The organism is Bradyrhizobium diazoefficiens (genome assembly GCF_016616885.1).
GTDB lineage: Bacteria > Pseudomonadota > Alphaproteobacteria > Rhizobiales > Xanthobacteraceae > Bradyrhizobium > Bradyrhizobium diazoefficiens_F.
This window is the reverse complement of sequence record NZ_CP067102.1, coordinates 8,018,722-8,031,874: the sequence shown is the minus strand read 5'-3', so window position 1 is coordinate 8,031,874 and position 13,153 is coordinate 8,018,722. Positions and strand designations below refer to the sequence as shown.

The window sequence follows — 13,153 nt, the reverse complement described above, 5'->3', positions numbered from 1 at the left end:
GCCCGGTTGCGACAGCCGCCCGAAAGTCGAGAGGCGGGCCACGATGTTACGCATCTCGCATGCGCAAGCAAAGCTTGCCTTGTCGCCAGCCGGCAGGAATAGTGATTGTTGCGGCGCCGATTGTCGGCGTGACGTCATCAATCGGTGTCCGCCATTTGGCTTCAAATCATTCGAAATCAGCGACATTCTATGGGCAGGCTCGACGGCAGGGTTGCGGTGATCACGGGTGCGACGAGCGGGATCGGATTGCGGACCGCGGAAGTCTTCGTTGCTGAAGGTGCCAAAATTGTGATCGCGGGCCGGCGTATACCGGAAGGCGAGACGCTTGCGATGGACTGCGTCGCTTTGCGCAAAGCGTTTGATCGGTGAGCGTAGCAGCGAGCAGAGGTGCCGTAAGTTGGGCAAAGGCGCGCTCTTCGCGCGCCGTGCCCACCATCGATGTTCAAACGAGAAGAGAAGTGGTGGGCACGGCACTCTGCGCCTTTGCCCACGAGAGCGAAGCTCACACCGCCTTCAGCCTGACCTTTAACCCATCCTTCGGCTTCGGGATCGGCCACATCTGCCAGTCCGGCTTGTAGCCGGGCTCCAGCGACACCTCGATGTTCTGCAGGAAGTGCCGGGCAAAACATTTCGCCTGCATGTAGGCGAAGTGCAGGCCGAGGCACATATGCGCGCCGCCGCCGAACGGCACCCAGGCGAAGCGGTGGCGGTTGCGCTGGGCTTCCTCGGTGAAGCGCAGGGGATCGAAGCGATCCGGCTCCGGCCAGATGTCCTTCATGTGATGCGTAAAGAGCGGATTGACGCCGACCGCGGTGCCGGCGGGAATCGTATAGCCCTTGAAGGTGAAATCGCGCATGGCGCGGCGCGGCATCGAGGGCACCGGCGGCTTGATCCGCAGCGCCTCCTTGAAGGCCATCTCCGTCAACGGCATCTTTTCCAGATCGTCGAAGCTGCTCGGCGCGCCGGGAGCAAGCCCGAGCGCGAGAACTTCTGCGCGCAGCCTGCTCTGCCAGTCCGGATTGGCGGCGAGCTCGCCGATGAAGGACGTCAGCGACGAGGTCAGCGTGTCGTGCGCCGCCATCATCAGGAAGCTCATATGATCGATGATGTCCTGGTCGGACAACAGCGCACCATCCTCATGGGTGGCCCGGCAGAGGTGTGAGAACAGATCATCGCCGCCGTGGTTGCCGCGGCGGAGCGGAATCTGCTCGCGGAAATAGGCGATGATACGTTTGCGTCCCTTGACGCCGGCCGCCATCTGGGTGCCGGGTAGGGGACGGCGGATCGGGGCGACCGCAGCGGCGACCATATCGACGAAGGCGCGGTTGATCTCGTCAACCTCGGGCCCGATGTCGGCGCCGAGAAAGGACGTTGCGGCGAGATCCAGTGTGAGCTGCTTCATCGCCGGATAAAGCTGCATCTCGCCGGGCTTGGCCTTCCACTGCGCGACACGCGCGGAGATGCCGCGATCGAGATCGCTGAGATAAGACTTCATCGGCCCTGACTTGAATGCAACCGAGAGCGCCTTGCGATGCAGCCGGTGCTCGTCGAAATCCAGCAGCATCAATCCGCGCGGAAACAGCAGGCCGAGCACCTTGCTCCAGCCATGGGTCGACGAGAATAGCTTCTGCTGGTCGAACAGCACGAGCTCGTTCGCCTCAGGGCCGAGCAGCACGATGTTGGTTTCGCCGAAAATGTGGGTACGATAGACGAGCCCGTACTTGGCACCGTTCCTCTCGATATGCCCCTTGGGGTCGGCGAGCACCTTGAAAGTCATGCCGACGATCGGCCAGCCCTCGTCGCCCGGGATATGCGTGAGCTCGTTGCGTTTGGGTGCGGTGTAGCCGAGCTCGGGCGTGGCGACATTCTGCATCGACATGACGATTGCTCCGGTTGGCTGACCGACGGGAATCGCGCGACCGCGGCAACAATACGGCCTGCGCCAGCTGACCGGGTCAGCATAGCACAGGCCTATGTGTTTTGCTTGTGAACGTGGTTACGAGCGTAGCGCCAAGGGGGCCTATCGCTTCGCCGCCTCCTTCTGCAAATCCGGCGCGTTGACGGCGGGAATAGCGACCCGGCCGGGGCCTGTGACCTTCAGCGCCTCGGCGGCTTTCTCGTTCTGCATGATCTTGGCCATCACGGCCTGACCGGCACGCTCGAAAATCGCGCGATTCTCGATCACGAACTTTTGCGACTTGCGCAAGCCTTCGGTGTAGCCGTTGATCTCCGGCACGACATAACGCGCCACCATGTCCCAGCTCCGGCGCGTCGCTTCCGGATTGGCCCAGTCGTGCACGAAGCCGATGACGGCGCCGACGCCGCCGGACACGTCCATCACGTTCTTGATGGTTTTGACGAGATCGTCGGGCGTGCCGATGGTGGACGCCGCGCCCTCGACGAAAGCGGTCTTGTCCACGGCCTCGTCGGGCGAGGAGAATGCGGTGAGGCCCGGCCGCTGCAGTGTGCCGACATTATATTCGTTGTGCCAGCGCATCAGCCCGGCGCCGGCCTCCTTGCGCGCCTGCTCGCGGCTCTCGGCGATGTGGAAGCTCAGCAGCACGCGCCAGTCGGCGCGGCTGACCGAGGTGCCGTGCTTTTTCGCGGCATCCTCGGCGAACTGCCATTGCTGTTGCAGCGACATCAGGCCCTGCGTCGTCATCGAGCCAAGCGAGATGATGCCGATGCCGTATTTGCCGGCGAGCGTCATGCCCGATGGCGAGATCTGCGACGCCACCACGAACGGCATCTCCTCCTGCAACGGCAGGATCTGCAGCGCGGCGTCGTTCATGGTGAACCAGTCGCTCTTGGCGGTGACACGCTCGCCGTTGAACAGCCGGCGGATCACGGCGATCGCCTCGTCCTGGCGGTCCCGCTGCGTCATCGGGTCGATGCCGAGCGTGTGCGCGTCCGACGCCAGCGCGCCCGGGCCGGAGCCGAAAATGGCGCGGCCGCCGGTCATGTGGTCGAGCTGCACCATGCGCTGGGCCACGTTGAAGGGATGGTGATAGGGCAGCGACACCACGCCGGTGCCGAGCTTGATGCGCTTGGTGCGTTCCCCGGCCGCGGCCAGAAACATCTCGGGCGAGGCGATCGTCTCCCAGCCGGAGGAGTGATGCTCGCCGCACCAGAACTCGTCATAGCCGAGCGCATCGAGCTGCTCGACCAGGTCGAGATCGCGCCGGAACTGAAGCATCGGATGCTCCCCGATCGGATGATGCGGGGCAAGGAAGGCTCCAAACTTCAGGCGCGCCATGGCGTTCTCTCCGGCCGTCATTTTCTGCTTGTTAGGTAGGCGGAGGCTACGTGCCCGATGCCGCGAACGCAATCGCGCGATGTCCCGTGCAGCGGAATGCAGGCATGCGTGTTTCTCTTCCCTGTTCCCGCTCACCCGGGAGAGATGAAGAGCCCAGCAATCCTACCTCTGAGGTAATAGCAGCGCGGTGTGCAAAACTGAAATCATCGGTCGACCATCGCCCAGAGTCACGTACCGATGCATCAGACCCTCACAAAGCCTGTCGATTCGACCCGCCGCTGGTGGGTGCTCGCGATCGTCGTCGCCGCGCAGTTCATGTTCGGCGTCGACGCCTTCATCGTGAACGTTGCGATTCCGACCATTGCCGTCGACCTGCATGCGACACCGGCGCAGATCGAGTCCGTTATCGCGATCTATCTGATCGCCTATGCGACGCTGGTCGTCACCGGCGGTCGCCTCGGCGACATCCATGGCACCAAGAATGTCTTTCTCGCCGGCGTGCTCGGATTCACCGCGACTTCACTCTGGTGCGGGCTGGCACAATCCGGTGCTGAGCTGATCGTCGCCCGGCTGGCGCAGGGCGCGACCGCCGCGCTGATGGTGCCGCAGGTGCTGGCGACACTGCATCTGCTCTTCAACGACGAGTCACGCAGCCGCGCCTTCGGCATCTACGGCATCGTGCTCGGGCTTGCGGGCGCCGCGGGCTTCTTGCTCGGTGGCCTCCTAGTCACGATCGACCTCGCCCACACCGGCTGGCGATCGGTGTTCTTCGTCAACGTGCCCTGTGGGCTCATCATCGCGGTCGCCGCCTGGCGCATCATGCCGTCGGTGCCGCGCCGGGCCGGCACCAGGCTCGACATCAAGGGCAGCGTCGTGCTGTTCGCCGGGCTGTTGTGCCTGATCGGCCCGCTGCTGTTCGGTCACGATGTCGGCTGGGCGCCGTGGCTGTGGGGGGTGATGCTGGGCGGCGGCGCGATCCTCGCAGGATTCCTCAAGCTCGAACACGTCGTTGCGCGCGCGGGCATGTCGTTGATCGATCTGACGCTGTTGGCGGATGCAGCCTTTCTGCGCGGGCTCGGTGCCGCCTTCTTTTTCTTCGTCGCCAATCTCTCGTTCTATCTGGTGATGACGCTGTTCATGCAGCGCGGCCTGAAGATTGCGCCGCTCGCCGCCGGCCTCGCCTTCATTCCGCTCGCGCTGGCTTTCGTCGTGGCCTCGCGCCACAGCGGCGCGCGGGCAAAACATCGCGGCACAAAAGTGCTGATCGAAGGCTGCGCGTTGCAGATCGCGGGTCTCGCGGCGCTCGCACTTGTTGCTGGCGTTATCGACGCGCCGACGCCGGTCGCGCTCATCATGATCATCTTTGGCTATGGCCAGGGCCTGGTGATGGTGCCGCTCTCCGGCGCGGTGCTTTCGACGGTGAAGCCTGTCGCCGCAGGCTCGGCCTCGGGCATGTACGGCACCACGGCGCAGATCGGAAATGCGGCCGGAGTGGCCGCAATCGGCGCGGTGTTCTTCGCAATCGAATCGCTGCAATCAACGCGCGCAGGATTTCTGGCCTCGCTCGCGCTGTTCGCGGCGTTAATCATGATCTGCGCCGCATTCCTGACGTGGATGCGCCGCGCATCTGCACGAAGTTGAGGCATTCGGTTAATTCATGCGGATTCCTGCTGGATTCTGCGTGATCCAGGGGTAATCGACAGCACACGGCCTTTTCATTTTGCACTGCAGCAACTATCTGGTCTGGGTAAACGTTGAAAGCCGCCCACCAGGAATTTGCCGTGTCGCTTGCCCGTAATGTCGACCTCTTGAGACATCTGCCGAAGATGGATGGTCTCCGCTTGCCCGACTTTGGCGCGAGCGCTGATGCCTCCAGTCCGCTGGAGGAAGTCACAGGCTTCGGCGATAATCCCGGCAATCTGCGCATGTATGCGTTCGTGCCGGCGCAATTGCAGAAGCCGCGCGCGCTCGTTGTCGTGCTGCATGGCTGCGGCCAGACGGCTGCGGCCTACGATCTCGGCGCGGGCTGGTCGACACTCGCGCGGCACTACGGCTTTGCGCTGGTGATGCCCGAGCAGCAGCGCATCAACAACGGCAACACCTGCTTCAACTGGTTCAATCCGGAAGACACAGCGCGCGACAGCGGCGAGGCGCGTTCGATTCGCGAGATGGTCGCGCATATGGTGCAGACGCATCGCATCGATCCCAGGCGCGTCTTCATCACCGGCCTGTCCGCCGGCGGCGGCATGGCCTCGGTGATGCTCGCGACTTATCCGGAAGTGTTCGAGGCCGGCGCGATCATCGCCGGACTTCCTTACGGCATCGCGTCGAATTTACGCGAGGCGCTGGACGGCATGTTTCATTCGCCGGCGCGGCCCGAGCGCGAGCTCGGCGATCTCGTGCGGCGGGCTTCCAATCATCGCGGGCCCTGGCCAAAAATCTCGGTGTGGCACGGCGGCGCCGACCGCACCGTCAATCCCGGCAATGCCAACGAGATCGTCAAGCAGTGGCTCGATTTGCACGATCTGCCGATGACGCCGATGGCCGAGACCAATGTCGACGGCTATCCGCGCCAGGCCTGGTGGAACAAGGACGGCGAGACGCTGGTCGAATCCTACGCCATCACCGGCATGGCGCACGGCACGCCGCTGGGGCTCGCCGACAACGATCAGCGCTACGGCGTCGAAGGCGCGTTCCTGATCGAGGCCGGTATTTCGTCCTCCTACCACATCGCAAAGTTCTTCGGTCTCACCGGATGGATTCCGGACGCGACCAGGAAGAAGGTGGAGGCAAAAGCAGTGCCCGCGCGCTCGCCCGCCCCGCACCTCGCCCGCTCGATCCGCGCCGCGGTCGCCCAGGAATCGGCCGAGCCGAAGCCCGAGCAGGCCCGCGGCTTCGATCTCGGCCAGATCATCACCCGTGCGCTGACCGCCGCGGGATTGATGAAGTAGGTCCTGTCGTCCCGGATCACGCCGCCCGCGCGCTTTACGTCTCGCCGGTGATGAACGGATTGGTCATCCGCTCCTGGCCGATGCTCGAGCCGGCACCATGGCCGCAGATGAAGCCGACATCGTCGCCGAGCGGCAGCAGTTTTGTCACGATCGAATTGATCAACGTGGCGTGACTGCCGCCGGGCAAGTCGGTGCGCCCGACCGAGCCGGCAAACAGCACGTCGCCGACATGGGCAAAACGCAGGTCCTTGTTGAAGAACACCACGCTGCCCGGCGAGTGGCCGGGGCAATGGAAAATGTCGAACGTCAGGCCGCCGATCGACACGGTGTCGCCTTCGTCGAGCCAGCGGTCCGGCTCGAAATTGCGCACCCCCGTCATGCCGAAGCGCGCGCCGCTCTCGACCACGTTGTCGAGCAGATATTTGTCTGCGACGTGCGGGCCCTCGATCGGCACCTTCAGCGCATCGCGCAATTCGGCCGCGCCGCCGACATGGTCGATATGGCCGTGGGTCAGCCAGATTTTCTCGACGGTGACGCCGGCCTGCTTGATCGCCTCAAGAATCTTCGGCACGTCGCCGCCGGGGTCGATCACGACGGCCTTCTTGCCGGGCTCGTCCCAGATGATGGTGCAGTTCTGCTCGAACAGCGTCACGGGGACGATGATCGCGCCGGCCTTGGCTTGCGCGGATCCTTGCGAGGATTCCCGGGTGTCGTTTTGCTCGGTCATGGGCTCACAATGCTGATTTTTGCTGCGCCGCCAAGCAAAAAAGTCGTGGCCTGGCTGCGGAACAACCGCGCCGGCCGTCACACGGCCGTCCCAATTCGCGTGGCTGTTTGAACCGGGGCGCTGCTTCCGCGTTCTCTCGCGCAAGGCATATTCCAGGGTGGGTTTTCCGACATGGCTCAGGGCGGCGAGAACTGGTGGCGCGACGGCATCTTCTATCAGATCTATCCGCGCTCGTTTCAGGACAGTGACGGCGACGGCGTCGGCGATCTCGCCGGCATTTTACGGCGGCTGCCTTACGTGAAATCGCTCGGCGTCGACGCGATCTGGCTGTCGCCGATCTTCCCCTCGCCGATGGCCGATTTCGGCTACGACATCTCCGACTATACCGGCATCGATCCACTGTTCGGCACGATGGCGGATTTCGATGCACTGCTCGCGGCCGCGCATGACAATGGTCTGAAGCTGATCCTCGACCTCGTCCCGAACCACACCTCCGACCAGCATCCCTGGTTCGTCGAGAGCCGCTCTTCGCGCGACAATCCCAAGCGTGATTGGTACATCTGGCGCGATCCCGCCCCCGATGGCGGCGTGCCGAACAATTGGCTGTCCGAGTTCGGCGGCAGCGCGTGGCAGGTCGATGCCGCGACCGGTCAATATTACTACCACGCCTTCCTGGCCCAGCAGCCGGACCTCAACTGGCGCAACCCGGACGTCCGCGCCGCGATCTACGACGTGATGCGGTTCTGGCTGGAGAAGGGCGTCGACGGCTTTCGCGTCGACGTGATCTGGCACCTGATCAAGGATGCCGAGTTTCGCGACAATCCGCCCAACCCGCATTATGTCGAGGGCCGGCCGCCGAACGAAAAGATCCTCACCCAATACTCCACCGACCAGGCGGAGGTGTTTGACGTCATTGCCGAGATGCGGCGCGTCACCGATGCCTATGACGCGCGCGTGCTGATCGGCGAGGTCTATCTGCCGCTGCATCGCCTCATGGCCTATTACGGCAACGATCTCACCGGCGCACAGATGCCGTTCAACTTCGCGCTGCTCTCGACCTTCTGGAGTGCGCGCTCGATCGAAAAAATCATCGAAGACTATGAGAAGGCGCTGCCGAAAGGCGCCTGGCCGAACTGGGTGCTCGGCAATCACGATCGCCCGCGCGTCGCCAGCCGTGTCGGGCCCGAGCAGGCGCGCGTCGCCGCCATGCTGCTGCTGACCTTGCGCGGCACGCCGACGCTCTATTACGGCGACGAGATCGGCATGCATCAGCTCGCCATTCCGCCCGAGGATGTCCGCGATCCCTTCGAGAAGAACGTGCCCGGCATCGGGGTGGGGCGCGACGGCTGCCGCACGCCGATGCAGTGGGATTCGTCCAGCTTCTCCGGCTTCTCGGAGGTCAGGGCGTGGCTGCCGCTGCCGGAGGATCATACCCGCGAGAACGTCGTCAATCTCGACGCCGATACGCGCTCGATTCTCAGCCTGTACAAGCGGCTGATTGCGTTGCGGAAGGCCTCGCCGCCGCTGGTCTCTGGCGATTACCATCCTATCGCGGCGCAAGCCGATCTCCTGATCTATCGCCGCGAGGCCGAGGGTCGGGCACTCATCGTCGTGCTCAATCTCGGCCCCGAGCCGATCGCGGTCACCACCAGCGCCATCCGGTTTGGCAGCGAGATATTGCTGTCGACGGTTTTGGATCGCGAGGGCGAACGGCTGGAGGGCGTGCTGGATTTGCGTGGAAATGAGGGCGTGGTGGTCGTGCCGCCACATCCTTAGCTGTCGTCCCCGCCAGGCGCAGCGCGACGGTTGTGGAAACGGCGGAACAAACTAATGCGTCTCGATGTCACTCCGCTTCAGCAGATAATCCAGCCCGCCGACCCGGTACCAGCGATATCCATAAGGCTCCAGCACGATGCGATGCTGGCCGCGCTTATCGGCGTGGCTGTGGTCTTCCGCCAGCAAATTGATCAGGTGCTCGCCGGCATCGCCGGGCAGCCGCGCTGCAAACGCGATCTCGCGCGGCTTCTCGTCGAGATTATGCACGAACAGCACGGAATTGTTGCGCCAGTCATAGCGGATGATGAACACGGCGGGATCGCGGGTCGGGATGATCGCAAAGTCGCCCCAGCCGATCTCGGGCACCTCCTTGCGCATGCGGACAATGCGCTCGGTCCAGTTAAGCATCGAGTTGGGATCACGCCGCTGCTTTGCGACGTTGACATGCGGGTAGCCGTAAGGCCCCTTGTCGATGACGGGGGTGGCCGGCCTGTCGCTCTTGGTGAAGCCGCCATGCGGCTCGGTCGACCATTGCATCGGCGTGCGCGCGCAATTGCGTTCCGGCAGCGAGAGATCGTCGCCCATCGCGATCTCGTCACCATAGCGGATCACAGGCGTTCCCGGCAGCGTGCACATCAGGCTGTAGGCAAGCTCGAGCCGCCTGCGATCGCCGCCCAGCATCGGTGCAAGGCGGCGGCGAATGCCGCGGTCGTAGAGCTGCATGTCCTTGTCGGGGCCGAACGATTTGAACACGGTGTCGCGCTGCGCCTTGGTCAGCCGTCCCAGATCGAGCTCATCATGATTGCGCAGGAACAGCCCCCATTGCGCCGCGGCCGGCCGCGGCTTTGTTGCCTTCAGCGCCTTCGCCAGCGGGCGTGAATCGCTCGCGGCCAGCGCATAGAACAGGTGCTGGTTGACGTGGAAATTGAACATCATGTGCATGCGGTCGCCATCGCGGCCGAAATAGTCCATGTCCGTGTTCGGCAACACATTGGCTTCGGCCAGGATGATGGCGTCGCCCTCGCGCCATTGCAGGAATTCGCGAAACGCGCGCAGCATGTCGTATTGCTCGACCGGTGTCTTCACCTTCGCGCCCTTGGTCGCGATGATGAAGGGCACCGCGTCCATGCGAAAGCCGGAGACGCCGAGCTGGATCCAGAACCCCATGATCTTCAAAATCTCCGCCTGCACAAACGGGTTCGAGGTGTTGAGATCGGGCTGAAAATCGTAGAAGCGGTGGAAGTAGTACGCGCCGGCTTCCTTGTCCCGCGTCCAGGTCGATTTCTGCACGCCCGGAAACACCATGCCCTTGTTGGCGTTATCAGGCTTCTTGTCCGACCACACATACCAGTCGCGATAGGGCGAGTTCTTGTCGCGGCGCGCCTCCTTGAACCAGTGATGCTGATCGGAGGTGTGGTTGACGACGAGGTCGATGATGATTCGGATGCCGCGCTGCTTGCAGCCATGGGCAAACTCGACGAAATCGCCGAGCGTGCCGTAGCGGGAATCGACGCTGTAATAATCGGCGATGTCGTAGCCGTCGTCGCGGCCCGGCGAAGTCTGGAACGGCATCAGCCAGATCGTGGTGATGCCAAGGCCGTGCAGATAATCGAGCCGCCGCAACAGCCCCTTGAAATCGCCGACACCGTCGCCGTCGGCATCCATATAGGTGCCGACGGCGAGGCAATAGATGATGGCGTTCTTGTACCAGAGATCGTCGATCATGCGCGAGCGGCCTCGGTGCTGCCGCCTGTGCGGCGGCTGCGTGATAAGTGCGCGGGGGAAGGGAGGTTCCGTGCCCGATGTCGTCCTGGCTCTCCGCCAGGACAACAGCGGAGGAATCGGCTAATCTCCCCCGCATGGACAGCCCCGCCCGCAACATCGCCCTCGTGCCGCCGCTGGACCGTCGCCAGTCGGAAACTGCGCTCGCGATCGCGCGGGGCACGGCGCGGCTGCTGCGCTCGTTGGGCTTTTCCTGCATCAGCGAATTGCCGCTGCCGTCGGGCCGGCGCGCCGATCTCGTGGCGCTGAACGAGCGCGGCGAGATCTGGATCGTCGAGATCAAATCGTCGGTGGAGGATTTGCGCGCCGATCAGAAATGGCACGAATACCGCGCCCATTGCGACCGGCTGTTCTTCGCCTTCACGCAGGATCTGCCGTGCGAGATTTTCCCCGAGGGTACCGGCCTGATCATCGCAGACGCCTATGGCGCGCACATGCATTGCGAGGCGCCCGAGCACAAGATTGCCGCGGCGACGCGCAAGCAGATGACGGTGCGGTTTGGGATGGCGGCAGCGCTGCGGATCAACCGGCTGGTCGATCCGCAGGGGAACGCGGATTTTTGGGAGTGAGTCCGTAGGATGGGTAGAGCGTAGCGAAACCCATCACTTCCGGTGCAAGATACGAAGAAAGGTGGGTTTCGCTTCGCTCTACCCACCCTACGACGCCGTTACCGTGGCGCGCGCTTCGCCAAAATCCGCTGCAGCGTGCGGCGGTGCATGTTGAGGCGGCGCGCCGTCTCCGAGACGTTGCGGTTGCACATCTCGTAGATGCGCTGGATGTGCTCCCAGCGCACGCGGTCGGCGGACATCGGGTTCGCGGGCAGCTCGGATTTGTCCGTGCTGGTCGAGAGCAATGCTGCAACGACGTCGTCGGCATCCGCGGGCTTCGAGAGATAATCGATCGCGCCCATCTTCACTGCGGTCACGGCGGTGGCGATGTTGCCATAGCCGGTCAGCACGATGGCGCGGGCCTCGGGGCGCTTCTTCTTCAGCGCGGAGACGACGTCGAGACCGTTGCCGTCACCAAGGCGCAAATCGACAACTGCGTAGGCCGGCGCGGACTTGCCGATCTGTGCAAGACCATCCGAGACCGTGTCACACGACGTCACCGCAAAGCCGCGCGTCTCCATGGCGCGCGACAGGCGCTCCAGGAACGGCTTGTCGTCCTCCACGATGAGAAGCGAGCGGTCGGTCTGTTCGTTCAGTTCGGCGATGGCGTTCAAGATTTTGTCCTCTCTCCTGCGCATCCACATATGGCGTCGCAATCAGGCGGTGCCAAGGCCGCCAATAGTCGATCGGCCCTCACGTGCGACGCAAGGTCGCGGACTATCCTATTGTTTCTTCAAGGCTCTCGATAGCCTCAAAACGCTTCTTCGGCCACGCGATCTGCACCACTGCACCGTGTTCCGGAAAGGTCCGATTGGTAAACGAGACCTTGGCGCCGGTGCGTTCAAGCAGCGTGCGGGCGATGAACACGCCAAGCCCGAGGCCGCCGCCGGCATCCTGACTGCGCCGCCGCGACAAATAAGGCTCGCCGATCCGGTTCATGAGATCGGGCGGAATGCCCGGGCCGTCGTCGGAGATCACGATCTCGATCGTCTCATTGTTCCACCACGCGTTGACCTCGACCGTCGAATTGGCGAAATCGACGGCATTCTCGATGATGTTGCCGACGCCATAGAGCACCGCGGGATTGCGTGATCCGACCGGCTCGGCGGTCGCGGCCACTGCGATCCGCACCTTGATGTCGACGCCGAAGTCGCGGTGCGGCGCCACCACCTCTTCGATCAGCTCCGACAGTTTCATGCGATCGAACGGCGCGCCGGTGGAGGAGAGCTGGGTGATTTTGCTCAGGATGTCGCGGCAGCGCTGCGTCTGCTCGCGCAACGTCTTCAGGTCGGCCGCGAAGACCGGATCCGTCACGGTCTTTTCCAGCTCGCGCGAAATCAAAAAGATGGTCGCAAGCGGCGTGCCGAGCTCATGCGCGGCGGCTGCGGCCAAGCCGTCGAGCTGGGTCAGATGCTGCTCGCGCGTCAGCACCAGCTCGGTGGCGGCCAGCGCGTCGGCAAGCTTGCGCGCCTCCTCGGTCACCTGGAACGAGTAGAGACTGGTGACGCCGATCGCGACCACGATCGAAAGCCAGACACCGACGAGATAGATCGGCGGCAGCACCACGGGATCCTCGGAATCCCAGGGCAGCGGCAGATGAAAGAAGAACAGGATCGAGGCGCAGGCCACCGCCAGAAGTCCGAGCGCGAACGTCAGTCGGGCCGGCAGCGCGGTGGCTGAAATCAGGACGGGCGCGAGGAACAGGAACGAAAATGGGTTCTGCAATCCACCGGTGAAGAACAAGAGCCCGGCCAATTCCACGATATTCAGCGCCAGCAGTCCAGCGGCCTGGAGCGGCTCCAATCGCTGCATCGGGTTGGCGACGGTCTGCAGAGCCAGATTGAGCGCCGCCGAAACAGCGATGATGCTGACACAGGGAACAATCTCGACCTCGAACTCCAGCCCCTGCGCCACTATGAAGATCGCGGCGAGCTGGCCCAGCACCGCAAGCCAGCGCAGCCGCAGGATGGTGTCCAGGCGGATGTGTCGTTGCGAGGGACGGAAGTCGGAAGCGGCGGTCTCGGTCATCTCAGCCAATCTAGCGGTGCGCGTG

The 13,153-nt window shown here is 63.7% G+C and carries 10 protein-coding genes and 1 pseudogene; 5 read left to right on the top strand and 6 right to left on the bottom strand.

What is annotated here, in order from left to right; genetic code table 11:
* Positions 1-189: 189 nt before the first annotated feature.
* Positions 190-330 (top strand): annotated as a pseudogene (locus JJC00_RS37475) (SDR family NAD(P)-dependent oxidoreductase); the annotation flags it as partial.
* A gap of 172 nt (positions 331-502) precedes the next feature.
* Here JJC00_RS37475 and JJC00_RS37470 read toward each other — a convergent pair.
* Both JJC00_RS37470 and JJC00_RS37465 read right to left on the bottom strand, forming a co-directional pair.
* Positions 503-1,879, bottom strand: coding sequence for a cytochrome P450 (locus tag JJC00_RS37470; RefSeq protein ID WP_200470716.1), 1,377 nt, complete (start codon positions 1,877-1,879; stop codon positions 503-505).
* Between the two features lie 141 nt (positions 1,880-2,020).
* Positions 2,021-3,256 (bottom strand): LLM class flavin-dependent oxidoreductase, encoded by a 1,236-nt coding sequence (locus tag JJC00_RS37465; RefSeq protein WP_200470715.1) that lies wholly within the window; start codon positions 3,254-3,256, stop codon positions 2,021-2,023.
* A 237-nt stretch (positions 3,257-3,493) separates the two neighbouring features.
* Here JJC00_RS37465 and JJC00_RS37460 point away from each other — a divergent pair, with 237 nt between their 5' ends.
* Entirely contained in the window at positions 3,494-4,897 is a 1,404-nt protein-coding gene (locus JJC00_RS37460) for an MFS transporter (protein ID WP_200470714.1), read from the top strand.
* A 140-nt stretch (positions 4,898-5,037) separates the two neighbouring features.
* The gene (locus JJC00_RS37455; RefSeq protein WP_200470713.1) at positions 5,038-6,207 is read left to right on the top strand and encodes an extracellular catalytic domain type 1 short-chain-length polyhydroxyalkanoate depolymerase; all 1,170 of its coding nucleotides are present in this window, start codon (positions 5,038-5,040) and stop codon (positions 6,205-6,207) included.
* A 34-nt stretch (positions 6,208-6,241) separates the two neighbouring features.
* On the opposite strand, the gene JJC00_RS37450 is transcribed toward JJC00_RS37455, so the two are convergent.
* Positions 6,242-6,934: an MBL fold metallo-hydrolase gene (locus JJC00_RS37450; protein WP_200470712.1), complete on the bottom strand. Its 693-nt coding sequence runs from the start codon at positions 6,932-6,934 to the stop codon at positions 6,242-6,244.
* A gap of 171 nt (positions 6,935-7,105) precedes the next feature.
* Here JJC00_RS37450 and JJC00_RS37445 point away from each other — a divergent pair, with 171 nt between their 5' ends.
* On the top strand, positions 7,106-8,710 hold the full coding sequence (locus tag JJC00_RS37445; protein WP_200470711.1) for an alpha-amylase family glycosyl hydrolase: 1,605 nt from the start codon (positions 7,106-7,108) through the stop codon (positions 8,708-8,710).
* Between the two features lie 51 nt (positions 8,711-8,761).
* On the opposite strand, the gene JJC00_RS37440 is transcribed toward JJC00_RS37445, so the two are convergent.
* Complete coding sequence (locus JJC00_RS37440) at positions 8,762-10,435, bottom strand: alpha-amylase family protein (protein ID WP_200470710.1); 1,674 nt, start codon at positions 10,433-10,435, stop codon at positions 8,762-8,764.
* A 134-nt stretch (positions 10,436-10,569) separates the two neighbouring features.
* On the opposite strand from JJC00_RS37440, the gene JJC00_RS37435 reads away from it, so the two are divergent.
* Positions 10,570-11,061, top strand: a complete 492-nt coding sequence (locus JJC00_RS37435) for an MmcB family DNA repair protein (protein WP_200470709.1) — start codon at positions 10,570-10,572, stop codon at positions 11,059-11,061.
* 98 nt (positions 11,062-11,159) lie between these two features.
* Here the strand turns inward: JJC00_RS37435 and JJC00_RS37430 are convergent, their stop codons facing one another.
* Together JJC00_RS37430 and JJC00_RS37425 are read right to left on the bottom strand one after the other, a co-directional pair.
* Positions 11,160-11,714: an ActR/PrrA/RegA family redox response regulator transcription factor gene (locus tag JJC00_RS37430; protein WP_276575394.1), complete on the bottom strand. Its 555-nt coding sequence runs from the start codon at positions 11,712-11,714 to the stop codon at positions 11,160-11,162.
* Between the two features lie 103 nt (positions 11,715-11,817).
* The gene (locus JJC00_RS37425; protein ID WP_200470707.1) at positions 11,818-13,128 is read right to left on the bottom strand and encodes an ActS/PrrB/RegB family redox-sensitive histidine kinase; all 1,311 of its coding nucleotides are present in this window, start codon (positions 13,126-13,128) and stop codon (positions 11,818-11,820) included.
* Positions 13,129-13,153: the final 25 nt, after the last annotated feature.